Consider the following 25296-nt stretch of genomic DNA (forward strand, 5'->3'; position numbering starts at 1 on the left):
GCGGGTCAGTCCAGGACCGGGTCCAGTCCCAGGGCCCGGTCCTGCTCCGCCTCCGCCGTCTGGCGCATCAGGCGGAACCACATGAAGACCACGAAGCCCGCGAAGACGAACCACTCCAGGGTGTAGCCCAGGTTCTGGAACGCCCGCAGGGTGAGCCCGTCGCCGCCCTGCGGCTGCACGGTCGGTACGGCGGTCAGCCCGGCGGGCACCTGGTCGGCGGCCACCCAGCCGTCGTACCAGCCGTCGTACGCGAGCACGTTCAGCAGCGCGGCCCGGTTGATCATGCCGAGCTGTCCGGCGGGCAGGCCGCCCGCGACCGCGCCGTTGCTGCCGACCGACTCGTTGGCCTGCAGCCGCCCGGTCACCGTGACCGGCCCGGTGGGCGCGGCCTCGGCGGCGGGGGCGGCGCCGGACGGGTCGCCGGCCGCCCAGCCCCGCACCACGGCGACGGCGTGTCCGTCGGCGGTGCGCAGCGGGGTGAGCACGTAGTAGCCCTGCTTGCCGTCCAGCACCCGGTTGGGGACGAGGAGTTGGTGTTCGGTGTCGTAGCTCCCGGTCACCGTGACGGGCTTGCCGACGGTCTCCGTGCTCACCTGCGGGGTGGCCGGGCCGAGCAGCGCGTCGATCGGCCGGACTTCACTCGAAGCGGTGAGCGACTGCTTGGTCTCCTGGTGGGTGGAGACGCGGTCCTCGAACCGGCCGAGCTGCCAGGAGCCCAGCCAGACGCAGACCGCCACGGCCGCCACGGCCAGGGCGGTGCCGCCCAGCCAGCGCGGAGTCAGGAGGAACCGGTACACACCCCCCACGGTAACCACTCCTCACACCGGGCCGGACCACAGGGTCCGCCGCAGCGGGCCCCTCAGCCCGTCGCGGGCGTCCCGGTGGGCTGGCCGGCGGAGCCGCCCGCCGGCTGCACCCCGCCCCGGTAGAGCGTCCCCCCGCACACGACCGGCAGCGAGGCCGTGGCGGCCACCGGGCTGCCGGGGGCCGGGGTGTGGGCGATGGTGGCGGTGGCCGGGCCGCCGGTGGGCCCGCCGGTCGGGGTGGCCGTCGGGCTGGGCGCCGAGGTGGGCCCGGAGGTGGGCGAGGAGCTGGCGGGCGGGTTGGCGCTGGGCGCCGCCGAGGCACCGCCGGCCGGGGCGTCGCCCGAGGAGCCGAGCGGGGCCTTGGTGGTCAGGGAGGCCTGGTTGACGCCGTTGGTCGGCGCGGTGGTGGCGCCGCCGGTGGTGCCGCAGCCCTGGTCCGGGATCCACGCGAACGGCACCCGGTACCCGGCCTGGGGGGCGAGCACCGGCGGGTCGGCGTCCATCGCGGGCAGACTGCCCGCCGGGTCGCCGGCCGTGTGGTCGGCGGTGCGGACCCGGCTGCGGTCGGTGCCGGTGACCCCGGTGACGGCCACCGCGCCGGGCCCACCGAGGCGGCAGCTGTGCCCGGAGACGTTGTACACGGTGAAGGAGCCGTAGATCCGGCCCTGAGCGTCCGCCGGGCCGAGCTGCGAGGTGCCCTGGCCGAGGTCCGTCCGTCCGCACAGCGGGACGATCCCGCCGTCCGCGGTGCCGGTGGCCCCGGTGGGGGTGGCGGTGCCGGGGCGGGTGGCGTCCGCGCCGGGGCTGGGTGAGGCGGTGCCGGAGCCCGTCGCGGGGCCGCTGCCCGGGCCGCCGGTGCCCGGGTGCGCGCCGATGCCGGTGGTGGTGCCGCCGACGGCGCTGCCGCTGGGGGCCGCGAGGGTCGCGCCGTTGGCGTCCGCCGAGCCGGGCCCGCCGGAGAGTCCGAGGTGGTCGCCCTCGTGCAGGACGGGCAGGGCGATCGCGACCGCCAGGGCCAGCGCCGCCGCACCGGTCCAGGCTCCGCGCCGGGCGGCCCGCCGCCGGGGGACGGCCTGCCGGATCCGGGGCAGGGCGCCGAGGCCGGGCTGGATCCCGTCCACCGCGTGGTGCATGAGCCGGCGCAGCGCCCGTTCCTCGGAGGAGAGGTCCGGGAGGTCGTCGTCACCGGGCTGCTGCCGGGCGCCGTCAGCCATGTCCGGCCTCCATCTGGATCCGGAGGGCGGCGAGTCCGCGCGAGCCGTACGCCTTCACCGAACCGAGCGAGATGCCCAGGGTCTCGGCGACCTGCGCCTCCGTCATGTCCACGAAGTAACGCAGCACCAGAACCTCCCGCTGACGGCGTTGCAGACCCCTCAGCGCGGCCTTCAGCTGGTCGCGCTCCAGGGCATCGTAGGCACCTTCTTCTGCACTGGCCATGTCAGGCATCGGCTTCTGCAACAGTCGCAGGCCGAGGATCCGGCGTCGCAGCGTGGAGCGCGACAGGTTGACCACCGTCTGCCGCAGGTAGGCCAGGGTCTTCTCGGGCTCGCGCACCCGGCGCCGGGCGGCGTGCACCCGGATGAAGGCCTCCTGCACGACGTCCTCACAGGTGGAGAGGTCGTCCAGGAGCAGCGCTGCGAGCCGCAGCAGGGAGCGGTAGTGCGCCTGGTAGGTCTCGGTGAGCAGGTCCTCGCTGGTACCCGCGTCGGTACCGGCACCGGAGTCCGCCGCACCGGGTGCGGCCGCCGTCATCTGGTCGTCTTCCGGCCTACTCGAAGACCACGGAATGCGCGACGGGAACGCCACCACGGCTCTCGCCGGGTTGCCCGTCCCTGCCCCCACCATCACGTTCGCCACGCCCGTTGGACACTCGATCCCCTGTCATGGTTGCCCAGCCCGGGGGCCATTCTTCCGCATCGGCGGAAGAGGCCTCCAGGGGATTCCCACGGGATTCCGGACAGATTGTGTCGAGGAGCGGACACAGGTCCGGACATCCTCGGGCACAAGGGGCCCTCCGATCCCGGCTGATGACGGTTCCTAGACCTCCCCCACCGTCAGCTCCGGCCGTCCTCCGACCGCGTTCGGACCGTGCTCGGGCCGCTCCCGGACGCTCCCGGACGCTCCCGGACGCTCCCGGACCGCTCCCGGACCGCTCCCGGACCGCTCTCGGGCCGCCGGAACGGTCAGCTCTCCCGGAGCGCCGGAACGTCAGCTCTCGGTCCGCCGGACGGTCAGCTCGCCGGCCACCAGCTCGGCGATCTGCAGCAGGTTGAGCGCGGCTCCCTTGCGCAGGTTGTCGCCGCAGAGGAAGAGGTCGAGCGCGTCCGGTTCGTCCAGCGCCCGGCGCACCCGGCCGACCCAGACCGGGTCGGTGCCGACCACGTCGTTCGGGGTGGGGAACTCCCCGGCCGCCGGGTCGTCGTAGAGGACCACGCCGGGCGTCTCCCGCAGGATGTCCTGCGCGTGCTCCTGGCTGACCTCGCGTTCGAAGCGGGCGTGCACGGCCAGCGCGTGGGTGCGGACCACCGGGATCCGCACGCAGGTCGCGGAGACCCGCAGCGCGGGCAGGCCGAGGACCTTGCGGGCCTCGTCGCGCAGCCCGAGCTCCTGGGCGGACCAGCCGCCCTCGCGCAGGCCGCCGGTCCAGGGCACGGCGTTGAGGGCGAGCGGGGCCGCGAACGGCCCCTCGTCGGCGATCACCGCGCGCAGGTCGCCGGTCTGCCGGCCGACCTCGGTGCCGGCCACCAGCGCGGTCTGCTCGCGCAGCGCCGCGGTGCCGGCCCGGCCCTCGCCGCTGGCGGCCTGGTAGGTGGCGACCACGAGCTGTTCCAGCCCGTACTCGGCGTGCAGCGCGCCGACCGCCGCGACCAGCGCCAGCGTGGTGCCGGCCGGACTGGCCACGATGCCGCGCGGACGGATCCGCAGCGCGGCCGCGTTGACCTCGGGGACGACCAGCGGGACGTCCCCGGCGGTGCGGAAGGCGGCCGAGTCGTCGACCACCACGATGCCCTTGGCCGCCACGATCGGCGCCCACTGGGCGGACACCTCGTCGGGGACGGCGAACACGGCGACGTCGATCCCCGCGAAGGCCTCCTCGGTCAGCGGGACGACCGCGACCGCCTCCCCGCGGACCACCGGCGTACGGCCGGCCGTACGCGGGGAGGCGACGAGTCGGACCTCGCCCCAGACGTCCTGGCGGAGCGAGAGCAGGCCGAGCAGCACCTCGCCGACCGCGCCGGTGGCGCCGACGACGGCGAGGTTCGGGCGCGGGGTCACCGCCCGGTGCCCCCGCCCGGCTGCCGGGTCATCGACCGGTGCCGCCGTAGACGACGGCCTCGTCGCTCTCGCTGTCCAGGCCGAAGGCGCTGTGCACGGCGCGGACCGCCTCCGGCACGTCGTCGGCGCGGGTGACCACCGAGATGCGGATCTCCGAGGTGGAGATCAGCTCGATGTTGACGCCCGCGGCGGACAGCGCCTCGAAGAAGTTCGCCGTGACGCCCGGGTTGGAGCGCATGCCGGCGCCGACCAACGAGATCTTGCCGATCGCGTCGTCGTAGCGCAGCGACTCGTAACCGATGCCCTCCTTGACCCGGCCGAGCGCGTCGATGGCCTTCTGGCCCTCGGTCTTCGGCAGGGTGAAGGAGATGTCGGTCAGGCCGGTCGACGCGGCGGAGACGTTCTGCACCACCATGTCGATGTTGACCTCGGCGTCGGCGATGGCACGGAAGATGCGCGCGGCCTCGCCCGGCTTGTCGGGCACGCCGACGACCGTGACCTTGGCCTCGGAGGTGTCGTGGGCGACTCCGGAGATGATGGCCTGCTCCATCTCGCCCCCTTCGGGCTTGTTCGGGTTGTCGTTGCTGACGATCGTCCCGGGAAGACCCGAGAAGGACGAGCGTACGTGAATCGGGATGTTGTAGCGGCGGGCGTACTCCACGCAGCGGTCGAGCAGCACCTTCGAACCGGACGAGGCCAGCTCCAGCATGTCCTCGTACGCGATCCAGTCGATCTTGCGGGCCTTCTTCACCACGCGCGGGTCGGCGGTGAACACGCCGTCCACGTCGGTGTAGATCTCGCAGACCTCGGCCCTGAGCGCGGCGGCCAGCGCGACCGCGGTGGTGTCCGAGCCGCCGCGGCCGAGCGTGGTGATGTCCTTGCTGCTCTGGGACACGCCCTGGAAGCCGGCCACGATCGCGATGTTGCCCTCGTCCAGGGCGGTACGGATGCGGCCCGGCGTCACGTCGATGATGCGCGCCTTGTTGTGGACGGAGTCGGTGATGACGCCGGCCTGACTGCCCGTGAAGGACTGGGCCTCGTGTCCCAGGGATTTGATCGCCATGGCCAGCAGCGCCATGGAGATGCGCTCTCCAGCGGTCAGCAGCATGTCGAACTCACGGCCGGCAGGGAGCGGTGACACCTGCTCCGCGAGTTCGATGAGCTCGTCCGTCGTGTCGCCCATCGCGGACACCACGACGACGACCTCATGGCCGGCCTTCTTGGCATCAACGATTCGGCGGGCAACGCGCTTGATGCCTTCGGCATCCGCAACGGATGAGCCGCCGTACTTCTGCACGACAAGGCCCACGTGCGCTCCTCGACTAGTGTCGTTTTCCGGGGGCTCCAGGCCCCCGTACCCCCGGGGGAAAGGGGGGTGCGGTCCGCGCCAGTCTACCGAGCAGGGGTGCCCTGACCGGCGCTTTCCATATGATGAGACGGTTGTTTCAGCAGGTGGGCGGCGGTACGGGCGGTGCCACCGGCAGGTCTGCGGGGCATTCGCCGCCGTTCCGGAGAATCCTCGGACGAATGCCCGGTGCCGCGGCCGGATTTCCCTTCCGGGCGGATTGCTGAGGCATCCGTCACATTCACCGAACGCCCGGGGCCGTCATCGGTCCCGGGCATTCGATCGACGGATCGGCGACGTTCGGCCGGCGGATCAGCGGCCGATGCCGAGCTCGGCCGCCATCAGGTCGCCCGCCTGCTGCTCCAGCTGCTCGTCGGTGAGCCCGTCGTCGTCGGTGTCCGCGCCGTCCGGCGCCGCACCGATCGGGCTGTCCAGCCGGACGTGGGCGATCAGCGACTGCAGCGCCCGCAGCACCGCCGTGCAGGTCGTGCCCCAGTTGGAGAGGTACGAGAACTGCCACCACCACAGCGCCTCGCTGACCCGGCCCTCGCGGTAGTGGGTCAGGCCGTGCTGGAGCTCGCTGACCACGCCCGCCAGGTCGTCCGAGATCCGGAAGGCGTTCGGCTTCTCCGGCGGACCGTACGGGTCGAAGACCTCGTGGTAGACGTCGATCGGCGCGAGCAGCCCGGCGAGGCGCTCGCGCAGCTGCTCGCCGTCCGGCTCCGGGCCGGTGTCGGGCTCGAAGCGGTCCTCCGGGACGACGTCCTCGATGGCGCCCAGCCGACCCCCGGCCAGCAGCAGCTGCGAGACCTCCAGGAGCAGCAGCGAGACCGCGCTGCCCGGTTCGTCGCCCTTGGCGACCTCGGTGACGGCGAGCACGAAGCTCTCCACCGAGTCGGCGATCTGCACGGCGAAGTCGTCCGGCTCGGAGCCGTGGCCGTGGGTGTGCGGGGCGTGGGCCTCCAGCTCCGGATCGGGCTGCGGGCCGTGGGGCTGCTGGTTGATCGTCCGGTCAGACATCGAGCAGTCGTCTCCCTTCGAAGGCGCGGCCGAGGGTGACCTCGTCCGCGTACTCCAGGTCCCCGCCGACGGGCAGTCCGCTCGCCAGCCGGGTCACCTTCAGGCCCATCGGCTTGCAGAGCCGGGCCAGGTAGGTGGCGGTCGCCTCCCCCTCCAGGTTGGGGTCGGTGGCCAGGATCAGCTCGGTGACCGTGCCGTCCGCGAGGCGCGCGAGCAGCTCACGGATGCGCAGGTCGTCCGGGCCGACGCCCTCGATGGGGCTGATCGCGCCGCCCAGCACGTGGTAGCGGCCGCGGAACTCACGGGTGCGCTCGATGGCGACGACGTCCTTGGGCTCCTCGACCACGCAGATGACGCCGAGGTCGCGGCGCGGGTCCAGGCAGACCCGGCACTGCTCGGCCTCGGCGACGTTGCCGCAGACCGCGCAGAAGCGGACCTTGTCCTTGACCTCCAGCAGCGCGTGCGCCAGGCGGCGCACGTCGACCGGGTCGGACTGCAGTACGTGGAAGGCGATCCGCTGGGCGCTCTTGGGCCCGACGCCGGGCAGCCTGCCCAGTTCGTCGATCAGGTCCTGAACCACGCCCTCGTACAACGTCGCGCCTTCCCTCGGATGGTCGGTGGTGCTCCGGTGCCATCATCCAACGAATCGGGCGCCGGACACACCGCCCGACGCCCGACTCCCACAGAAATCACATGGGTCCACCGTCTGAACTTCAGACCGTCGAGTGTTCTCACGGGGCTCTGAGACCTGCCCCGGTACGGTCCTCCGACCGTTCGCTGTCCTCCAACGGCCCCGGAACGGTCCTGGATGGCCCTGGAACGAACCCGGACGGTCCTGGACGGTCCTGGACGGTCCTAGAACGGCAGGCCGGGGATGCCGCCGCCGCCCAGGCCCTGGGTGAGCGGACCCATCCGCTCGGCCTGCATCTTCTGAGCCGCCTGGTTGGCGTCCCGGACGGCCGCCAGGATCAGGTCCGCCAGGGTCTCGGTGTCCTCCGGGTCGACCGCGGCCGGAGCGATGGTCAGCGCCACCAGCTCGCCCGAACCCGTCACCGTCGCCTCGACCAGGCCGCCGCCCGCCGTGCCGTTCACCTTCGCCTCGGCCAGCTCCTGCTGGGCCTTGGCGAGCTCCTCCTGCATCTTCTGCGCCTGCTTGAGCAGCTGCTGCATGTTGGGCTGACCACCACCGGGGAACACGGCTCACTCCTTGCTGTCACGCGGTTCTTCGTCCGTCACCGTTGAGCCTACGGGCCCGGGGCCGGTCCCGTGGCCCCGCCCCGGGAGCCGCTCAGCCGCCGCGGTGGTGGATCTCCTCCAGCACCGTGGCACCCAGCTCGCGGATGATCAGCTCCTGGCCGGAGAACGCCTCCTCGTTGAGGTCCGGGTCGTCCTCCTCCGGGATGTCGTCCTCCGGGGCCACCGACCGCGCCGGGCGGGCCGGGGGCGCCGACGGCGGCGGGGCCTGCACCGGCGCGGGGGCCGGGGCCTGCGCGGACGGCTGCGGCGGCGCCTGCACCGGGGCCGGAGCCTGCGGCTGGGGCTGCACCGGGGCGGGGGCGGCCACCGGCGGCGCGACGGCCGCCGGACGCGCCGGGGCCCCCCAGCCGCCACCGGCCGGGGCGGCCGCGGCCGGAGCCGCACCCACGCCCCCGGAGGGGTCAACGATGCACTCGACCCGCCAGTCCACGCCCAGCGCGTCGGACAGCGCCTGGCGCAGCACGTCGTCGCTGTTGCTGCCGACGAAGCTGTCCCGGGCGCCCGCGTTGATGAACGAGACCTGGAGCGTGCTGCCGTCGAACCCGGCCACCTGGCCGTTCTGGCTGAGCAGGATCCAGGTGAAGCGGCGGCGGTTCTTCACCGCCTCCAGGATCTGCGGCCACAGCTGCCGGACCTGCCCGGCACCCTGCTGAGCGACCGCGGACGGCTGCCCGCCCGGGGCGGGGGCCTGCTGGACCGGCGGGGGCGGGGTGGGCGCTGGCTGCGCGACGGCCTGCGGCTGCGGGGTGGGTGCGGCGGGAGCCGGGGCGGCGGCGGGGGCCGGGGCGCCGCCGGCGGGCGGGAAGCTGCGCGGGATCGGCCAGGCGCCCGGGGCGGGAGCGGCGGCCGGGGGCGCGGGGGCCTGCACGGGGGCGGGGGCGGGAGCCTGCGGGGGGGCCGCCGCGACCGGCGCGGCGACGGGCGCGGGCGCCGGGGCGGGCACCTCCACCGGCGGGGCCGTCGGTACGGCCGCGGGCGGAGCCATGGGGGCGGCCATCGGGGCTGCCATCGGCGCCGTTCCGGCCGGCGCGGCGAACCCGCCCGCGGCCGCCCGGCGCTCCAGCTTGTCCAGGCGCGCCTGCAGCGACAGCTCGTCGCTGTACGCGCCCGGCAGCATCACCCGGGCGCAGATCAGCTCCAGCTGGAGCCGCGGCGCCGCGTTGCCGCGCATCTCGGTCAGCCCGGTGTTGACGAGGTCGGCGGCCCGGCTCAGCTCCGCCGCGCCGAAGGCGTCCGCCTGCGCCTGCATCACCGCGACCCGGTCCGCCGGGGCGTCGATCAGCCCCTTCTCCCCCGCCTCCGGCACGGTGGCGAGGATCACCAGGTCGCGCAGCCGCTCCAGCAGGTCGGTGACGAAGCGGCGCGGGTCGTGCCCGCCCTCGACCACCCGGTCGATCACTTGGAACACCGTCGCCCCGTCGTGCGCGGCGAAGGCGTCCACCACCTCGTCCAGCAGCGCCGAGTCGGTGTACCCGAGCAGCGCCGTCGCCATCCGGTAGGTGACGCCGCCCTCGGCGGCACCGGCCAGCAGCTGGTCCATGACCGACATCGAGTCACGCACCGAGCCCGCGCCGGCCCGGACGACCAGCGGGAACACCGAGTCCTCGACCTGGATGCCCTCGCGGCCGCAGACGTCCGCCAGGTAGTCGCGCAGCGTGCCGGGCGGGACCAGCCGGAACGGGTAGTGGTGGGTGCGGGACCGGATCGTCCCGATCACCTTCTCCGGCTCGGTGGTCGCGAAGATGAACTTGAGGTGCTCCGGCGGCTCCTCGACCACCTTGAGCAGCGCGTTGAACCCGGCCGGCGTCACCATGTGCGCCTCGTCCAGGATGAAGATCTTGTAGCGGCTGTGCACCGGCGCGAAGAAGGCCCGCTCGCGCAGCTCGCGCGCGTCGTCCACACCACCGTGCGAGGCGGCGTCGATCTCGATCACGTCGATCGAGCCGGGCCCGCCGGTCGCGAGGTCCCGACAGGACTGACACTCCCCGCAGGGCGTCGGCGTCGGCCCCTGTTCGCAGTTCAGGCAGCGGGCCAGGATGCGTGCGCTCGTCGTCTTGCCACAGCCACGCGGCCCGCTGAACAGGTACGCGTGGTTGACCCTGTTGTTGCGCAGGGCCTGCTGGAGCGGAGCGGTCACGTGCTCCTGACCGATGACCTCCGCGAAGGTCTCGGGGCGGTAGCGGCGGTACAGGGCTAGGGACACACCCCCGACGATATCGGGACGGACCGACAAACGCGGCACCCCTCGTCCCGCCCGAGGCCCCCCGCAGGCCACCCCGCAGGCCCCCGGGAACGCAAAGACCCCCCGTGCACCCGCCAGAGCCCTCCTACCCTTGCTGCCTTCCGGCCCTGGGGGGGTTCAGAGAGATAACGCCACACGAGGGGCTGACCCCCACAGTACCGGATCCCGGCCCCGACGATCCACAGGCCACCCCCGCCCTCCGGCCTGCGGGATAGCTGGTCGCGAGCACCCCGAAACATGTACTAAGCTCTCCCACGGAGGATTCGCCTAGAGGCCTAGGGCGCACGCTTGGAAAGCGTGTTGGGAGCAATCCCTCACGAGTTCGAATCTCGTATCCTCCGCCTTCGCCCGCCAGGGCAGACGATGGCCCGGACCGCTCAGCGGTCCGGGCCATCGTCGTTTCGTGGTCGCCGTCGTGGTGGCAGCACCTCGGGGACCCGGCGGGGTCGCGCCATGACGCCGGCCGCAGCCGCTCCGGCCGCGGGGCAGCTGCCGGCGGTCACCGATGCGGCGCTGCCGCTCCTCCCCGAGAAGGAATCAGGAGCGCGCAAAGCGCCGGTGCGATATACCGGCGATTAGTCGGCCAATAATGATCCGGCCACCCCCGGGATCGGCTCGCTCGGGCGGCGCGCCCGACGAACCGCATGTACCGCCCAGGCGTCAAATGAAAAAACCCCACAATAGCGTTTCGACCCTGGCGCTAACGGCTGGGATCCCCCGCCCGCAAAAAGCACTCCGGGCGACACTGCCCCATCATCCCGCCGCGGCCAATTCCGGCTCGGCGTACGTCCGGCGGGCCTTCTCGATGTGCCGCCCGTGCCGCTCCGACCAGTCGACGATGCCCTGGACGATCTGCAGCAAGCTCTCCCCTATGGGCGTGATCTCGTAGAACACGGCCGGCGGCCTGCTGCCGACGACCCGCCGCTCGATGAAACCGTCCCGCTCCAGGCGCATCAGGGTCTCGGACAGAACCTTGCCCGAAACGCCCTCCATGCCGGATTTCAGATCGCAGAATCTCCTTGCGCCTGCGGCAATCTGCTGGCAGGCGAGCATTGTCCACCGCTCGCCTATGCGGTCCATCACCAGCCGCGCAAAGCATTCATCGTTCATTCGGCACTCCCCCCAGGGCCGTCGTTACTTGAAGGTAACCATAACCCTCCGAGGTGTCGTCGTCACGGTGAAGTGGATCACGCTTGTGATCTATAACTGGGGCCTCCCACGAACACCACTTCCCAGGGGGTTCCTTTATGTCGATTTCATCCGACCTGACCGTCGCGGCCCTCAGCGCGGCCGCCCAGGCCGCTCCCGCATGGCAGAACGCCGGTGCCACCGTCCGCTTCGTGCTCGCCGAGCCCGACACCGAGGTGACGCTCGACCCGCAGGGCCAGGCGACCGACGCCGCTCCGACCCACGTGCTGCGGATCAGCTGGTCCGACTTGCTGGACATCACTGCGGGCCGGCGCTCCTTCCTGCGCTCCGTCACCGGCCGCCGACTGTCGTCGCACGGGCCGGTGATGCAGACCTTCGCCTTCGGACAGGCCCTGGAGACCTTCGGACTCGGCCGCTGAACACCCGGTCCGCCGAGCGTCCCGGACGCCCCGTCACCCAGAAGCCCCTCTCCAGACAAGGAACATCCATGCCTGTCACGCACACCCCCGCCGACCACCCGCTGCTCTCCGCCCACGAGGCGGACGTCCTGCGGACCGTCGTCGCCTTCGCCAAGGACCAGGTGGCGCCCGGCGCCGCCGAGCGCGACGCCATCGAGAAGGGCCAGGTGGACTGGGAGACCGTCCGCGCCGGCCACGAGGTGGGCCTGCTGCGGATGGCGATCCCGCGGGAGATGGGCGGCCTCGGGCTGAGCCAGGTCGCCATCGCGCTCGTGCTGGAGGAGTTGGCCGCCGCCGACCCCGGCATGGCCCTGATCTTCGGTGCGACCAATCTGTTCCAGACGCCGATCCTGATCTCCGGCGACACCCGCCTGCAGGAGCGCTACCTGCCGAAGTTCCTTGGCGCCGACCCGGTCCTGGCGTGCAACGCCGTGGCCGAGGAGCGCAACGGCACCGACCTGGTGCTCCCGCAGAACGCTCCGTACGCCCAGGAGATGACCAGCGCGAAGCGCTCCGGCGGCGAGTTCCTCCTGAACGGCACCAAGCGGTACATCACCAACGCCCCCGTGGCGACGTACGCGACGGTCATGGCGAACCTCGACGGCGCGCCCGGCTCGACCGGCATGACCTGCTTCGTCACGGATCTCGAACAGGACGGCGTGGCCCGCGGTGAGATCCACGACAAGGTCGGATACCGAACCGCGCCGGCGGGCGAGCTGGTCTTCACCGACGCCCGCGTGCCCGAGGAGAACGTCCTCGGCGGCGAGCGCGGCGGGTGGGACCTCAATGTGGCGATCGGCAACGTGACCCGGGTGACCTGCGCGTCGGTGTCCACCGGCATCGCCCGGCACGCTCTGGAGCGGGCCGTCGCGTGGAGCGGCAGCCGTCGGCAGGGCGGGCGGATGCTGTTCGAGCACCAGATGTCCGCGCGCAAGCTCGCCGACATGGCCGCGCGGGTCTCCGCCTCCCGGGCGCTCTACCTGGACGCCGTGGTCAAGGCCGACAACATCCTGCCGACTCCGGCGTACGAACCGGCCGTCGCCAAGCTGGTCGCCGACCGCGCCGCCATCGACAACGCCGACGCCGCGATGGCCCTGATCGGCGCCCAGGCCTTCCAGCGCGGCGATGGCATGGACCGGGTCCTGCGGGACGCCTACGGGCCGCGGATCTACGAGGGCTCCCCCGAGGCGCTCGCCCTGGTGATCACTGGTGAGCTGTTCGACGTGCCGGAGATCCGATGACCGCGGCCCTCACCGGCAGTCACGGCGAGCAGCTTCTGCGCGACGGCACCGAGATCGAACTGCCCGGCCTGGAGGATGCGCTGACCGGCGATCCGCTCTTCCGCGCGGTGAGCCCCGAGGGGCTGCTGGTCCTGACCGTCGCCGGCGCGCAGCTGCCGGCGCGGATGCTGGAGCAGGTCTACCGGTTCCGCCTGGTGCAGTATCTCCAGCGCGGGTGGGTCGACGCGGCCGTGGTGGCGGCGCGGGGGCTGCGGACCGAGCCGTACGACGAGTTCGCGCTGCGGGACTTCCACACCCTGGTCGTGGAGCGGTCCACCGGTCTGCTGCGCGGCTACGGCACCCTGGCCGCCGCACGCGACCACTCTCCCACTCCCCTCGGCGACCTCGGCCACCGGCCGTTCGTCATCGAGCGTGACTACGCCCTCTCGCTGGCCGACCACCTCGGCCCGCAGACCTCCTCGGCCCTGGTGTGGGAGGGCAAGCGGCTGGTCCGCGACTACGCGATGCCCCGATCGCAGGCCGCAGTCACCGTCCCCTGGTGGGTCTACCTCGCCTGGGCGGCGGGCTGCCTCAAGGTGCTGGACAGCGATCCGAACGCGGCCGTCGTGGGGGACGGCAAGCTCGAAGGGGCGATCAACCAGCTGCGGCTGCTGGGCTTCGCCGCGCGGACGCTGCTGGACACCACCCCCGTGCCGCCCGACCCGGCCGACCTGTACGCCCCGATGTGGGACCAGGAGGAGCGCTCGTACCCGTTCATCCTCACGGACGAGGGGGCGCTGCGGCCCACCCTGGAGTACCTGCGGGAGCTCCTCGGCTCCGGTCAGCAGGGCTCGGTGCGCACCCGACTCGTCGACTTCCTGGAGGCCAGAACATGACCGCGATCGACGTGGACAACCCGACGCAGGCCCGCGAGCTGGACGAGGCGCAGTTCTACGCCTGCCTCACCCAGCGCAACCAGGGTCTGATCCCGGACGAACTGCAGGAGCGGATCGGCCGCGCCCGCCTGCTGATCGCCGGCTGTGGCTCGATCGGCGGAGCCACCGTGCAGCCGCTCGGCCGCATGGGCTACCGGCACTTCGTGCTGGCCGACGTCGGCACGTACGAGCTCAACAACCTGAACCGGCAGAACGCCACCGTGGACGACCTGGGCCTGAACAAGGCCTCGGTCGGCGCCCGGCTGCTGCGCGGGATCAACCCGCACGTCGACGCCGAGGTGGTGCCCGACGGCATCACCGAGGCCAACGTCCGAGCCCTGGTCGAGCAGGCGGACGTCATCGTGGACGGCGTGGACGTCACCACTCCCTCGGGGCTGGCCGCGAAGATCAGCCTGCACCGGGAGGCCTGCCGCCAGCGCAAGCCGCTGGTGACGGCCTGGGACATGGCGGGGATGCTCGCCGCCCAGTGCTTCGACTACCGGGTGGTCCGGGAGATCTTCGACGGCCAGCTCCTCCCGGGCGACGAGCAGCGGCTGGACACCTGGGAGGTCATCTTCCGGATCGCGCCGCGGGCCCACATCCCCGGCGAGATGTATCGCGAGCTGCGCCGCGGGCTGGCCAGGACCGACTACAGCGTCCCCCAACTCGCGGAAGCCGCCACGCAGTTCGGCGCCCTTGCGGTGCACATGGTCAACGTCCTGGTCTCCGGGCGGACCTTGCCCCGTACGGTCGCGGTCGACGTGCACCGCGTCGCGATGACGCCGGGGCGCCGCGCCCTCGACCGTGTCCAGCGGTACGTGGAGGGAGCGCGCTTCCTCGCCTTCCTGCCGCGGGAGCAGGCCTGGAACGGCTTCGCCCCCGCGCCGGCCTACCGGGCCCGCCGGCAGTGGGCCCTTCGTGCGGCCGGCACGCCGATCCCGATCGAGAGGACAGCACATGAGCAGTGAGTTCACCTACACCGACATCCGCCCCGACGGCATCGCGCTGACCGCCGAGGAGTCGCAGCAGATCGCGCAGGCCGCGCTGACCGTCGCCCTCGACTTCCGGGGCCACTCGCTGCACGACGCCGGCCTGCTCCACGCGGTCGAGCTGGCGGCGGCCGCGCTCCCGGCCCCGGTACGAAGAGCTCTGATCGCCTTCCGCGACCGGAGCAACCCCGGCGGCTGCCTGCTGCTCACCGGCCTGCCGGTCGGCGAGCTGCCCGCCACCCCGGACCGGCCCGAGGACGAGCCGGTCTGGTCGGAGGTCCCGGTGGCCACCATCAGCCAGCTGATGGTCATGTCGGTGCTGGGCCGCTCCATCTCGTACAGCGACGAGAAGAGCGGCCGCCTGGTCCAGGACGTGTGCCCCAAGCGCGGCGCCGAGCAGCGCCAGGAGAACAGCGGCTCCGTCCTGCTGGAGCTGCACACCGAGGACGGCTTCCACCCCAACCCCCCGCACTTCCTCAGCCTGATCTGCCTGCGGGCGGACCACGACGAGGTGGCCGCCACGGTCAGCGGCGGGATCGGCGACGTGCTGCCGCTGCTGGACGCGCAGACGGTGGAGGTGCTGCGGCAGCCCGAGTTCCGGATCCGCTTCAGCTCCTCCTTCGTGCCGGACGCCTCGGTGGGCGTGCTGACCCCGCCCATACCGATCCTCACCGGCAGTGCCGAGCACCCCGACCTCACGGTGGACTTCAACGCCACCACCGCGACCACCGCGCGGGCGCAGGCCGCGCTGGGCCGGCTGGAGGAGGCCATGCGCCGCTCGCTCAAGGGGCTGGTGCTGCGGCAGGGCGATCTCGTCATCCTGGACAACCGTCGCGCGGTCCACGGGCGCACCGACTTCACGCCGCGCTACGACGGCAAGGACCGCTGGCTCCGGCGATCCTTCGTGGTGACCGACCTGCGGCCGGTCAACGGGTTCCTCGGCCAGGGGCGGAGCCACCTGCCGGTGACCCCGGGGCACGGGGACCGGCCGGCGGCGCGGCCACTCGCCGAGCGCGTCCCGGTGGGTGCGGTCGGCGTCTGACGCCGCGCGGCACCGCTCAGGTCAGCCAGACGCGGGCGTCCGGGCGCTCGTCGGCGATCTGCGCCAGTTGCCCGTCGACGGTCGCGGCGGCCCGCCGGAAGACCTCCCGCCCTTCGGCGGTGAGGCGGATCTGGGAGCCGCGGCCGTCGCCCGGGGAGGGCTTGCGGTCCACGTACCCCGCCTCGACCATCTGCGCCACCAGGCGTGAGACCTGGGGCTGGCTGCGCGAGGTACGGGAGGCGACCTCCCCCGGGCGGATCCATTCCTGCTCCGCCCACAGCACCTCCATGATCTCGTAGGCGCTCACACAGAGATCGAACTCATCGGACAGCGTGTGCTCGATCCGCTGGTTCATCAGCGCGCAGACGCGCAGCAGGGACAGCCAGCGGTCGGCCAGAGGAGTGTTCGCCACGCTCCGCAGTCTAGATCCGCACCCACTGGCATGTCGATTCATGCGCATGTATCTTGTCGTTCGGAAAGGAGAAACCGATGACTGAGGCAATCTCACTCGTGGATGCCAAGCAGGAGGAGGGCCGAGAGCCCGACCGGGGGCCGGGGCAGGAACCCCCGAAGGCCTCCTGGCTGCCGATGGCGGCGGTCGGCGTGGCCCAGCTGATGGTGATGCTGGACTCGACGGTCGTCAACGTTGCACTGCCCTCGATCGGGACCGACCTCCCGGCCGACCAGACCGCCCTCCAGTGGACGATCAGCGCCTACGTCCTGATGTACGGCAGCCTGCTGCTGTTCGGCGGCCGGCTCGCCGATGTCATCGGACGCCGCCGGTCCTTCCTGTCCGGCCTGGTCCTGTTCGCCGTCGCGTCCGTCCTGTGCGGGGTCGCGGGCAACCAGGAGCTGCTGGTCGCCGGCCGCGTGCTCCAGGGCCTGGGTGCGGCGGTGCTGTCCGCCGCCGCGCTGTCGATCGTGGTGACGGTCTACCAGAACGAGGAGCAGCGCAAGGCCGCCCTCGCCACCTGGAGCGGCCTCGGCGTGATCGGTGCCATCCTCGGCGCCGTCCTCGGCGGGCTGATCGTGTCGGCGGCCAGCTGGCGCTGGGCCTTCCTGATCAACATCCCGATCAGCCTCGCCTCCGGGATCATCGGCCTGCGCAGCCTCGCGCCGATGCGCTCCGACGTCCGCCGCCCGCTGCGGCTGCCCACCGCGTTCCTCGCCACCCTCGGTCTGGCCTGCCTGTCCTTCGGCCTGATCCGGCTGCACGACGGCATGACCTCCCCGACCGCCTGGATCAGCATGGGCCTGTCCGTGGTCCTGCTTGCCGTGGTTGCCGTCACCGAGCTGGGCAAGTCCGACCCGCTCCTCCCGCTGCACCTGCTGCGCATCCCGACCTACTGGCTCAGCAGCCTGGGCCTGCTGCTCGCCGCGATCGTGATGATGGGCAGCTCCTACCTGGCCAGCAACTACTTCCAGGGCGCGCACGACATGAGCGCCTTCGCCACCGGTCTGGCGATGCTGCCGATGGGCCTGGCCGCGCTGGTCTTCGCCACAGTCGTGCCCAACCTGATCGCCAAGGTCGGCCCGGGCGGGACGTACCTGATCGGCGCACTCACCCAGATCGCCGGCGCCGCCGTCCTGATCACCGGACCGTCCAACACCGCGGTCGCGATCATCGCGCTGACCGTCATCGGAGCCGGTCTGCCCACCTGCTTCGTCCCGCTGTACGGGGTCGGCACCGCGCACGTCCGCCCGGAGGAGTCGGGCGTCGGCTCGGGCCTGCTGAACACCTTCAACGAGAGCGGCGCCGCCCTCGGCATCGCGGTGATCGGCACCGTCCTGGCCACCTCGGTGGACGGCGAGCTGGAGTCCGGCGCGGCCGCCGCCGACGCGATGACCATCGGCGTCGGCAACGGCTTCCTCGCAGTCGGGATCTGCGCCGCCCTCGCCGCCTGCATCGCCGTGGGCCTGCATCGACTGACCCGCGCCACGCAGGCCGGCGCCGAGACCACGGAGTCCTGACGACTCCCCTCCCCCGGGCCATCCCCCCGGCCCCCGGAACGCTCGACCGAACCCCCGTCGGTCGAGCGTTCCGCGTTTCGGCCCCACCGATCGACGAGGGTTCGATTGGCGCCGGTGCGGAGCGAATCGCGCTGCCGCAGGCCAGCACGGGTGTGAACCCCCGGCGGACGCCGTTCGGGAGAAGGGGAAAGCGTGTGGGGGGCAACCCCTCACGAGTCCGAATCCCGTATCCTCCGCCGTCACGAAGGCCCCGACCGGTTCGCCGGCCGGGGCCTTCGTCGTCTCCGGGGCGGTGGGGAGCGGATGATGGGGGGAACCGAGCTGAGGGGCGACGTGGTGAGTGGGAGTGGAACCGGTGGGGAGGCCGGGACCGTGGCGGCCGCGGCCCCGGGTGAGGATGGCGGGGCGGCGGGGGACGCGGGCCGGGGGGCGCGGCGGCGGGGCGGGTTGCGGCGGCTGGGCGTGCTGGTGGTCGTCCTGGTGGCGCTGTGCCTGCCGCCGTGGTGGACGCTGTTCGCCGGGGCCGGCTGGCCGTTCCCGGTGTTCCTGGGCGGCACGGCCGTCCTCGCGGCCTGGATGGTGTCGTTCCCCTTCCTGATGATCGCGGGGCACGGGCCACGACGGCTCGACCGGGCGGCCCGCTTCGCGGACACCAGCCTCGGGGTCGTCTGGGTGCTGTTCACCTGGTCGGTGCTGGGCGCTCTGGTGGGGGTGGTGCTGGCCGGGCTCGGTGTCGGGGGCGCCGATCGGGCCAGGACGGTGGCGGCGGCGGTGGCCGTGGTGGCGGCCGGGTTGCTGGGCTGGGGGCACCGTGAGGCGATGCGGGTGCCCCGGGTGAAGCGGCTGGACGTCCATCTGCCGCGGCTGGGCGGCGGTCTGGACGGGACGCGGGTCGTGGTGCTGGCCGACACCCACTACGGGCCGATCGACCGGGCGGTCTGGTCGGCGCGGGTCGCGGAGGCCGTCAACCGGCTGGACGCGGACGTGGTGGTCCACGCCGGCGACATCGCCGACGGCACCCCTGCCCAGCGCCGGGAGCAGTCGGCGCCGCTCGGGACGGTCCGGGCCCGGCTGGCCAAGGTCTACGTCACGGGCAACCACGAGTACGGCGGGGAGGCCCAGGGCTGGCTGGACCGCATGGCGGAGCTGGGCTGGGAGCCGCTGCACAACCGGCACGTGGTGGTGGAGGGCGGCGGGGACTCCCTGGTGCTGGCCGGCGTGGACGACGTGACCGCGGAGCACTCCGGACTGGCCGGGCACCGCGCCAACCTGGTCGACGCGCTGGCCGGGGCGGATCCGGCACTGCCCGTCCTGCTGGTCGCCCACCAGCCCAAGTACGTCCCCCAGGCCGCGGCCGCCGGCATCGACCTGCAGATCTCCGGGCACACCCACGGCGGCCAGATCTGGCCGTTCAACTTCCTCGTCCGGATCGACCAGCCGGTGGTGCACGGCCTGAGCCGGCACGGGGAGCGGACCCAGCTCTACACCAGCCGGGGCACCGGCTTCTGGGGTCCGCCGTTCCGGGTCTTCGCCCCGAGCGAGATCACCGTCCTCACCCTGCGCGCGGGCGCCGGCCCGGCCGCCGGGTAGCGCCCACCCGGCCGTACCCCGCCCGCTGCTTCGAACGTCGCTTGAACCTTCTCGGCCACGACGAGGACGCCTGGATCCCGGTCGTCTTCCACGCCCTCCCCGACGGCAGCCGCTACGCCCGCTTCGGCGTCCGCGCGACCGCCGAGGCCGCCCGCCCCGGTCACCGCGGAGGCCCGGACCGCTGTGCGGCGGTCCGGGCCTTGGTGCTTCTTCGGAGGGGGCGGGTCAGGAGACGGGGAGGGGGGCGGGGGCGCGGTCGGGGGCGGCGCCGAGGGCGAGCAGGGCGCTGCGGGTGGTGGTGACGGCGGCGCAGTTGTTGGCGGCGTAGGAGAGTGCCAGGCGGTGCCGGTCGAGGGAGAAGTCGGCGACGGCGTCGGCGATGAGGAAGGGCTGGACGTCGTGGGAGAAGGCGTCCACGGCGGTCATCAGGACGCCGACGTGGGCGTAGACGCCGCACAGGATCAGCTGGTCCCGGCCGCTGTCGCGGAGCAGGTCGAGCAGTCCGGAGCGGTGCAGGGCGCTGTAGCGCCACTTGGTGAGGACCTGGTCGTGCGGCTGCGGGGCGAGGGCGGCGACGATCCGGCGGTCGCCCGGCTCGGCGCGCATGCCGGGGCCCCAGAAGTCCTTGAGCAGACCGCGCTGTTCGTCGTCCATGTCGCCCGGCTGGGCGGTGTAGACGACGGGGACCCCGAGGTCCGCGCAACGGGCCCGGAGCAGACGGCAGTTGTGCAGGAGTTCGGAGGCGGGCGAGCGGTCGGCGGTGAACGGGCGCAGGAAGTACTCCTGCATGTCGTGGACGAGCAGGACGGCGCGGTCCGGGTCCGGGGTCCAGGGCACCCGGCTCTCCGGCAGGTCGCGTTCGGTGGGCATGGGGTACGGCGGAATGGGGCTGATGCTCAAGGCGGGCCTCGTCAGGGTGTGGTGGCGGGGGGCGGACTCAGGGGCGGCGGGGGCGGCGGTCAGGGGCGCCAGGCCGCCGCGACGGTGAGGGACTGCTCCGGGTTCAGGCGCGGGTCGCAGAGCGTGGTGTACGGGCCGAGCCGGCCGGCGTCGGCGACGGACGGGAGGTCGGCGACGCACTCGGCGACCGGGTCGGGCGTCGCCTCCAGGTGGAGGCCGGCCGCCACCCCGCCGCCCCGGCGGACCGCCGCCAGGAACTCGCCGACCTCCTGGACCACGGCGCTCAGGGCGCGGGTCTTGCGGCCGTCGGGCGCGCTGACGGTGTTGCCGTGCATCGGGTCGCACAGCCAGATCACCGGGTGGCCGGCCTCGCGCACGGCCCGGACCAGGTCGGTCAGCCGGTCGGCGGCCCGGCCCGCGCCGAAGCGGGCGACCAGGGTGAGCCGGCCGGGCACCCGGTCCGGGTCGAGGGTGCGGCACAGTTCCAGCAGTTCGGCGGGGGTGCAGCCGGGGCCGACCTTGCAGGCCACCGGGTTGACCACGTCGGCCAGCAGCCGTACGTGGGCGCCGTCCGGTTCACGGGTCCGCTCGCCGATCCACGGCCAGTGGGTGGAGGTGAGCAGCAGCCGGCCGTCGGACGAGCGGCGCAGCAGGGGCAGTTCGTAGTCCAGCAGCAGCGCCTCGTGGCTCGTCCAGACCACCGGGTCGGGCAGCGGGGACCAGGTCTCCTCGTGCCGGCGCAGCTGGGCCATCGCCCGGGCGGCGGCGCGGTAGGCGGTGACCAGGCGCAGCGGGTCGGGGCGGCGGGCCATCGGCTGGGGCTCGGGCGCGTTGACGATGAGGCCCCGGAACACCGGCAGTTCGACGCCGTCGACGACCTCGGTGGGCCGGGAGCGGGGCTTGGCGAACTGACCGGCGATCCGGCCGACCCGGACGACCGGCATCCCGGTGTTCATCCGCAGCACTCCGGCCAGCGCGTCCAGCAGTCCGGCCTTGCGGGAGATCGCCTCCGGGCCGCAGTCGGCCGGGTCCTCGGCGCAGTCGCCGGCCTGGACGACCAGCAGTCGCCCGGCGGCTGCCTCGGCGAGCAGGGTGCGCAGCTGGCGCACCTCGTCCCAGGCGACCAGGGCGGGCAGGGCGGCCAGGTCGGCGCGCACCTTGTCGACCAACCAGGCGTCGCCCCAGTCGGGTTGCTGCCCGGCGGGACGGCTGCGGTAGGGCAGCAGCTCCTCCTCGGACAGGGCGGCGCGGAAGGAGTCCAGTGCGGTGAGCGTGCCGCTGCGGTCGATCACGAGCGCTCCTCGGCGGAGACGGTGGACGGGGCGGACGGGGCGGACGGGGCGGACGGGGCGGAGACGGCGAACGGGGCGGACGGGGCGGAGACGGCGGACGGGGCGGCAGCGAGCGGCTCCCGTACGGCGAGCGGCTCCCGTACGGCGAGCGGCTCCCGTACGGCACCCGGTTCCCGGGCGGCCGCGGCGACCGCGGCGGCGACCCCCGGGGCCACCCGCGGGTCCAGGACGTTCGGGACCACCCGGTCCGGGGCGAGGTCCTCCGCCGCCAGGGCGACGATGGCGTCGGCGGCGGCCAGCATCATCCGCTCGGTGATCCGGGTCGCCCCGGCGTCCAGGGCGCCGCGGAAGATCCCGGGGCACGCCAGCAGGTTGCTGATCTGGTTGGGGTGGTCGCTGCGCCCGGTGGCGACCACCGAGGCGTACCGGGCGGCCAGTTCGGGCGCGATCTCGGGGGTGGGGTTGGACAGCGCGAACACCACGGCCCCGGGCGCCATGGCGGCGATCAGTTCCTCCGGCACGGTCGCCGAGGAGACGCCGATGAAGACGTCGGCTCCCGGCAGGACGTCGGCCAGGCCGCCGCGCAGTCCTCGTGGGTTGGTCAGGTCGGCCAACTGGGCCTTGGCGGAGGTGAGTTCGGATCGCCCTCGGTGGATGACACCGCGCGAGTCCAGTACCACGACCTCGCCCGCCCCGGCGGCGACCAGCATCCGGGCGCACGCGCTGCCCGCCGCGCCGGCGCCGGAGACCACCACCCGCATCGACGACAGCGGCCGGCCGAGCAGATCGGCCGAACTGCGCAGCGCCGCCAGCACCACGATGGCCGTACCGTGCTGGTCGTTGTGCATCACCGGGCAGTCCAGGGCCGCGTCCAGGGCGCGTTCCAGTTCGAAACAGCGCGGCGCGGCGACGTCCTCCAGGTTGATCGCGCCGAACGACGGCCGGAGCCGGACGAGCGTCTCCACGATCTCGTCCACGTCCCGGGTGTCCAGCACCAGCGGTATGGAGTCCAGCCCGCCCAACGCCTTGAACAGCGCCGCCTTGCCCTCCATCACGGGCAGTGCGGCGGCCGGACCCACGTCGCCCAGGCCCAGCACGGCGGTGCCGTCGCTGACGACGGCCACCAGCCGGTGCGCCCAGGTGTAGTCGGCGGCCAGCCGGCCGTCCTCGGCGATGGCCTGGCTGACCCGGGCGACGCCCGGGGTGGAGATGGCGGACAGCGCGCGGGCGTCCAGTGGGGTGATGGGCACCTGGGTGCGGAGCTTGCCGCCCCGGTGGGCCCGGAATATCTCGTCCTCGGTGAGCCTTTCGGCACGGTCCTGGTGGGCGACCGACACTGGCGTCCCTTTCTCGGGGAAGTGGCGGGAAGGTCTCGGGAGAGCTCTCGGAGGGTCTCGGGGATCCTCGCGGGGTGCAGGGGGTGCAGGGGCGGCGGGTGTTCCGTGCCGGATGTTCTGTGGCCGGTTGTTCCCTGGCCGGATGTTCTGCGGCCGGTTGTTCCCTGGCTGGGAGGTCCGTCGCGAAGGTGATCGTGTTCGACGCTAGCCGCGGCCTCGACACGGGCGGAACTACTCGACCGAGTGGGTCTGCCCCACCCGATCGCCGCATTCCTCGATTGACCTGCGCATTCGAGTAGTTGTGGGCCCCCTGGCCATGCGGAAGTGTCGTCGTCATCCCCTCTTCCGCTCGCTCCAGCCGTTCCAGGAGGCGCCATGACCGGGCACACCCGGCCGCTGCACGACGAGGCCCCGGGAGGTCTGTTCGGCAGGCTGCTCGCACCGGGCGGCGAGCCCGCCGCGTACGCCCTGCTGCACCGGCCGGAGAGCGGCGCGGCCGACCGGGTCGAGGTGGTGACCGGCGAGGTGGCCGAGGTGGCCTCGCTGGCCGAGCTGCCGCTCGGGGACGGGCCGGAGGAGACCACCGGCGCCCGGCACGAGCTGCTGGTCGTGGTGCCGTTCCGGCAGGTCGCGGAGCGGGGCTTCGCCGCCCCCGACGACGGCGCCCCGCTGCTGGCACTGCGGATCACCGAGCAGGAGACGGTCGACCTCGCGGACGCGCTGCGACTGCTTCCGGACGACCGACTGGCGCTCAGTGAAGCCGGGTTCGCGCTGGACGACGAGGCGTACGCCGAACTCGTCCGGACCGTGCTCACCGAGGAGATCGGGCGCGGGCGCGGCGCCAACTTCGTCCTGGAGCGGCCCTTCGTCGCCGAGATCGACGCCTTCGGCCCGCGGGCCGCACTGTCGGTCTTCCGCCGGCTGCTGGCCCAGGAGCGCGGCACCTACTGGACGTTCCTGGTCCGCGCGGGCGAGCGCTACTTCGTCGGCGCCTCACCGGAGCGGCACGTCAGCGCGATCGGCGGGGAGGTGGTGATGAACCCGATCAGCGGGACGTACCGCTACCCCGCCGACGGGCCGTCCGTGCCCGGGCTGCTCGACTTCCTCGCGGACCGCAAGGAGACCGACGAACTGCTCATGGTGGTCGACGAGGAACTCAAGATGATGGGCCGGATCTGCGAGGACGGCGGGCGGGTCATCGGCCCGTACCTCAAGCCGATGGCGCGGCTGGCCCACACCGAGTACCTGATCAAGGGGCGCAGCACCCGGCCGGTGCCGGACATCCTGCGGGAGACCCTGTTCGCGCCCACGGTCACCGGCAGCCCGCTGGAGTCCGCGTGCGAGCTGATCAGTCGTTACGAACCGGGCGGGCGCGGCTACTACAGCGGCGTGCTGGCCCTGGTCGGCCGGGATGCGGCCGGCGGGCGGTGGCTGGACTCGGCGATCCTGATCCGCACCGCCCGGATCGACCCGGACGGCCGGCTGCGGATGGGCGTCGGCGCGACCCTGGTCCGGCACTCCGACCCCGGGGCCGAGGTCGCCGAGACGTACGCCAAGGCGGCGGGGATGCTCGCGGCCGTCCGGGGGACGCCGGACGGCGCCGCCCCTGCGCCGGGAGCCGGGGCCGCGCCGGGAGCCGGTGGCACCGCCTCCTGGGCCGAGGACGCCCGGATCCGGGCCGCACTGGCCGGGCGCAACGCCCAGCTGGCGCCGTTCTGGCTGAGCCGGCCGGACGGCGCCCCGGGCGGGCTCTCGGGTGGGCTCTCGGGTGGGCTCTCGGGCGGTCTCGCCGACGGGGACCCGGCCCGGGGACGGGTACTGCTGGTCGACGCCGAGGACACCTTCACCGCGATGATCGGCCATCAACTCGCCGCCCTCGGACTGGAACCGGAGATCCGCCGCTGGGACGCCCTCACCCGGGGAACGGACGGCCGGATCGAGCTGGACCAGGCCGACCTGGTGCTGGTCGGACCGGGCCCCGGCGACCCCCGGGAGGTCGGCGACGCCAAGATCGCCACGCTCCGCGCGCTCACCCGCCAACTCCTCGACGGGGAGCAGCCGTTCCTTTCGGTCTGCCTCGGCCATCAGGTGCTCGCGGGTGAACTGGGCCTCCCCCTGGTCCGCAAGTCGCAACCGAACCAGGGCCGGCAGCAGGTCGTCGACCTGTTCGGCCGCCCCCGCCGGGTCGGCTTCTACAACAGCTTCGCCGCCCTCGCGGACCGCGACGACTTCATACCCCGGGGCCTGGCCCGGACCGTCACGGTCAGCCGGGACGCCGGCAGCGGCGAGGTGCACGGCCTGCGCGGACCGCACTTCCGCTCGCTGCAGTTCCACCCCGAGTCCGTCCTGAGCACCGACGGCTTCGACATCCTGCGCGAGTCGGTGACCGGGCTGCTCGCCGTCCCGGCCGGCGCCGTGCGGGCTTCCTGAACCCGTCACGCGCGCCCTGACCGGACGTACGCCCGTC

General features: G+C 73.2%; 22 protein-coding genes, 1 tRNA gene and 1 other RNA gene. 9 read left to right on the forward strand and 15 right to left on the reverse strand.

The annotated features are described in order from the left end of the window. Nucleotides 1-5 precede the first annotated feature (5 nt). The 10 genes from ACZ3YL_RS09845 to ffs form a co-directional block, all read right to left on the reverse strand. Nucleotides 6-797 carry an SURF1 family protein gene (locus ACZ3YL_RS09845; protein ID WP_465656509.1) on the reverse strand — a complete coding sequence of 264 codons (792 nt, stop codon included), beginning with the start codon at nt 795-797 and terminating at the stop codon, nt 6-8. Nucleotides 798-859: 62 nt separating this feature from the next. Then, nucleotides 860-2020: a hypothetical protein gene (locus tag ACZ3YL_RS09850; RefSeq protein WP_465656511.1), complete on the reverse strand. Its 1161-nt coding sequence runs from the start codon at nt 2018-2020 to the stop codon at nt 860-862. Then, nucleotides 2013-2558, reverse strand: a complete 546-nt coding sequence (locus ACZ3YL_RS09855; protein WP_223242829.1) for a SigE family RNA polymerase sigma factor — start codon at nt 2556-2558, stop codon at nt 2013-2015. Before ACZ3YL_RS09855 ends, ACZ3YL_RS09850 begins: the two co-directional genes overlap by 8 nt. 456 nt (nt 2559-3014) lie before the next feature. Then, nucleotides 3015-4082: an aspartate-semialdehyde dehydrogenase gene (locus ACZ3YL_RS09860; protein ID WP_188307119.1), complete on the reverse strand. Its 1068-nt coding sequence runs from the start codon at nt 4080-4082 to the stop codon at nt 3015-3017. A 28-nt stretch (nt 4083-4110) separates the two neighbouring features. Continuing rightward, the gene (locus tag ACZ3YL_RS09865) at nt 4111-5391 is read right to left on the reverse strand and encodes an aspartate kinase (protein ID WP_188307118.1); all 1281 of its coding nucleotides are present in this window, start codon (nt 5389-5391) and stop codon (nt 4111-4113) included. Between the two features lie 348 nt (nt 5392-5739). Continuing rightward, nucleotides 5740-6447 carry a DUF5063 domain-containing protein gene (locus tag ACZ3YL_RS09870; RefSeq protein WP_223242828.1) on the reverse strand — a complete coding sequence of 236 codons (708 nt, stop codon included), beginning with the start codon at nt 6445-6447 and terminating at the stop codon, nt 5740-5742. Next, nucleotides 6440-7039: a recombination mediator RecR gene (gene recR, locus ACZ3YL_RS09875; protein WP_188307117.1), complete on the reverse strand. Its 600-nt coding sequence runs from the start codon at nt 7037-7039 to the stop codon at nt 6440-6442. The genes ACZ3YL_RS09870 and recR overlap by 8 nt, the downstream gene beginning before the upstream one ends. A gap of 263 nt (nt 7040-7302) precedes the next feature. After that, nucleotides 7303-7644 carry a YbaB/EbfC family nucleoid-associated protein gene (locus ACZ3YL_RS09880; protein WP_188307116.1) on the reverse strand — a complete coding sequence of 114 codons (342 nt, stop codon included), beginning with the start codon at nt 7642-7644 and terminating at the stop codon, nt 7303-7305. 91 nt (nt 7645-7735) lie between these two features. Continuing rightward, nucleotides 7736-9907 carry a DNA polymerase III subunit gamma and tau gene (locus tag ACZ3YL_RS09885; RefSeq protein ID WP_465656516.1) on the reverse strand — a complete coding sequence of 724 codons (2172 nt, stop codon included), beginning with the start codon at nt 9905-9907 and terminating at the stop codon, nt 7736-7738. 90 nt (nt 9908-9997) lie between these two features. Next, nucleotides 9998-10094, reverse strand: an RNA gene (ffs, locus tag ACZ3YL_RS09890) — signal recognition particle sRNA small type. 108 nt (nt 10095-10202) lie between these two features. On the opposite strand from ffs, the gene ACZ3YL_RS09895 reads away from it, so the two are divergent. Then, nucleotides 10203-10287, forward strand: a tRNA-Ser gene (locus ACZ3YL_RS09895). A gap of 412 nt (nt 10288-10699) precedes the next feature. Here ACZ3YL_RS09895 and ACZ3YL_RS09900 read toward each other — a convergent pair. After that, nucleotides 10700-11056, reverse strand: a complete 357-nt coding sequence (locus ACZ3YL_RS09900) for a winged helix-turn-helix transcriptional regulator (RefSeq protein ID WP_188304497.1) — start codon at nt 11054-11056, stop codon at nt 10700-10702. Nucleotides 11057-11193: 137 nt separating this feature from the next. Here ACZ3YL_RS09900 and ACZ3YL_RS09905 point away from each other — a divergent pair, with 137 nt between their 5' ends. The 5 genes from ACZ3YL_RS09905 (at nt 11194) to ACZ3YL_RS09925 (ending at nt 15739) form a co-directional block, all read left to right on the forward strand. Then, a complete protein-coding gene (locus tag ACZ3YL_RS09905; RefSeq protein WP_188304498.1) occupies nt 11194-11514 on the forward strand; it encodes a hypothetical protein in 321 nt (106 codons plus the stop codon). A gap of 68 nt (nt 11515-11582) precedes the next feature. Next, nucleotides 11583-12794 (forward strand): acyl-CoA dehydrogenase family protein, encoded by a 1212-nt coding sequence (locus ACZ3YL_RS09910; RefSeq protein WP_188304499.1) that lies wholly within the window; start codon nt 11583-11585, stop codon nt 12792-12794. Further along, nucleotides 12791-13669 (forward strand): hypothetical protein, encoded by an 879-nt coding sequence (locus tag ACZ3YL_RS09915; RefSeq protein WP_465656523.1) that lies wholly within the window; start codon nt 12791-12793, stop codon nt 13667-13669. Before ACZ3YL_RS09910 ends, ACZ3YL_RS09915 begins: the two co-directional genes overlap by 4 nt. Beyond that, nucleotides 13666-14676 (forward strand): HesA/MoeB/ThiF family protein, encoded by a 1011-nt coding sequence (locus ACZ3YL_RS09920; RefSeq protein ID WP_188304501.1) that lies wholly within the window; start codon nt 13666-13668, stop codon nt 14674-14676. The genes ACZ3YL_RS09915 and ACZ3YL_RS09920 overlap by 4 nt, the downstream gene beginning before the upstream one ends. Further along, nucleotides 14666-15739 (forward strand): TauD/TfdA family dioxygenase, encoded by a 1074-nt coding sequence (locus tag ACZ3YL_RS09925; RefSeq protein WP_188304502.1) that lies wholly within the window; start codon nt 14666-14668, stop codon nt 15737-15739. The genes ACZ3YL_RS09920 and ACZ3YL_RS09925 overlap by 11 nt, the downstream gene beginning before the upstream one ends. 16 nt (nt 15740-15755) lie before the next feature. Here the strand turns inward: ACZ3YL_RS09925 and ACZ3YL_RS09930 are convergent, their stop codons facing one another. Further along, nucleotides 15756-16151 (reverse strand): MarR family winged helix-turn-helix transcriptional regulator, encoded by a 396-nt coding sequence (locus ACZ3YL_RS09930; RefSeq protein WP_188304503.1) that lies wholly within the window; start codon nt 16149-16151, stop codon nt 15756-15758. A gap of 77 nt (nt 16152-16228) precedes the next feature. Between ACZ3YL_RS09930 and ACZ3YL_RS09935 the strand changes: the two genes are divergently transcribed. After that, nucleotides 16229-17710: an MFS transporter gene (locus ACZ3YL_RS09935; protein ID WP_188304504.1), complete on the forward strand. Its 1482-nt coding sequence runs from the start codon at nt 16229-16231 to the stop codon at nt 17708-17710. Nucleotides 17711-18082: 372 nt separating this feature from the next. Continuing rightward, nucleotides 18083-19300, forward strand: a complete 1218-nt coding sequence (locus tag ACZ3YL_RS09940) for a metallophosphoesterase (RefSeq protein ID WP_317621022.1) — start codon at nt 18083-18085, stop codon at nt 19298-19300. Nucleotides 19301-19525: 225 nt separating this feature from the next. On the opposite strand, the gene ACZ3YL_RS09945 is transcribed toward ACZ3YL_RS09940, so the two are convergent. The 3 genes from ACZ3YL_RS09945 to ACZ3YL_RS09955 all read right to left on the reverse strand — a co-directional run bounded on the left by ACZ3YL_RS09945 (nt 19526) and on the right by ACZ3YL_RS09955 (nt 22829). Then, nucleotides 19526-20170 (reverse strand): isochorismatase family protein, encoded by a 645-nt coding sequence (locus tag ACZ3YL_RS09945; RefSeq protein ID WP_188304506.1) that lies wholly within the window; start codon nt 20168-20170, stop codon nt 19526-19528. Between the two features lie 89 nt (nt 20171-20259). Further along, nucleotides 20260-21462: a 3-deoxy-7-phosphoheptulonate synthase gene (locus tag ACZ3YL_RS09950; RefSeq protein ID WP_465656728.1), complete on the reverse strand. Its 1203-nt coding sequence runs from the start codon at nt 21460-21462 to the stop codon at nt 20260-20262. A 26-nt stretch (nt 21463-21488) separates the two neighbouring features. Then, nucleotides 21489-22829, reverse strand: a complete 1341-nt coding sequence (locus ACZ3YL_RS09955) for an NAD(P)-dependent malic enzyme (RefSeq protein WP_465656526.1) — start codon at nt 22827-22829, stop codon at nt 21489-21491. A gap of 375 nt (nt 22830-23204) precedes the next feature. On the opposite strand from ACZ3YL_RS09955, the gene ACZ3YL_RS09960 reads away from it, so the two are divergent. After that, nucleotides 23205-25259, forward strand: coding sequence for an anthranilate synthase family protein (locus tag ACZ3YL_RS09960; RefSeq protein WP_465656528.1), 2055 nt, complete (start codon nt 23205-23207; stop codon nt 25257-25259). Nucleotides 25260-25296 lie beyond the last annotated feature (37 nt).

This window comes from Kitasatospora sp. NPDC023176 (genome assembly GCF_055560495.1).

What these genes read in the sequence shown, in the direction of transcription:
- ACZ3YL_RS09850 (WP_465656511.1), bottom strand. Translation starts at nt 2,020, where the DNA reads ATGGCTGACGGCGCCCGGCAGCAGCCCGGTGACGACGACCTCCCGGAC.
- ACZ3YL_RS09855 (WP_223242829.1), bottom strand. Translation starts at nt 2,558, where the DNA reads ATGACGGCGGCCGCACCCGGTGCGGCGGACTCCGGTGCCGGTACCGAC.
- ACZ3YL_RS09870 (WP_223242828.1), bottom strand. Translation starts at nt 6,447, where the DNA reads ATGTCTGACCGGACGATCAACCAGCAGCCCCACGGCCCGCAGCCCGAT.
- ACZ3YL_RS09900 (WP_188304497.1), bottom strand. Translation starts at nt 11,056, where the DNA reads ATGAACGATGAATGCTTTGCGCGGCTGGTGATGGACCGCATAGGCGAG.
- ACZ3YL_RS09905 (WP_188304498.1), top strand. Translation starts at nt 11,194, where the DNA reads ATGTCGATTTCATCCGACCTGACCGTCGCGGCCCTCAGCGCGGCCGCC.
- ACZ3YL_RS09910 (WP_188304499.1), top strand. Translation starts at nt 11,583, where the DNA reads ATGCCTGTCACGCACACCCCCGCCGACCACCCGCTGCTCTCCGCCCAC.
- ACZ3YL_RS09915 (WP_465656523.1), top strand. Translation starts at nt 12,791, where the DNA reads ATGACCGCGGCCCTCACCGGCAGTCACGGCGAGCAGCTTCTGCGCGAC.
- ACZ3YL_RS09920 (WP_188304501.1), top strand. Translation starts at nt 13,666, where the DNA reads ATGACCGCGATCGACGTGGACAACCCGACGCAGGCCCGCGAGCTGGAC.
- ACZ3YL_RS09925 (WP_188304502.1), top strand. Translation starts at nt 14,666, where the DNA reads ATGAGCAGTGAGTTCACCTACACCGACATCCGCCCCGACGGCATCGCG.
- ACZ3YL_RS09935 (WP_188304504.1), top strand. Translation starts at nt 16,229, where the DNA reads ATGACTGAGGCAATCTCACTCGTGGATGCCAAGCAGGAGGAGGGCCGA.
- ACZ3YL_RS09945 (WP_188304506.1), bottom strand. Translation starts at nt 20,170, where the DNA reads ATGCCCACCGAACGCGACCTGCCGGAGAGCCGGGTGCCCTGGACCCCG.
- ACZ3YL_RS09960 (WP_465656528.1), top strand. Translation starts at nt 23,205, where the DNA reads ATGACCGGGCACACCCGGCCGCTGCACGACGAGGCCCCGGGAGGTCTG.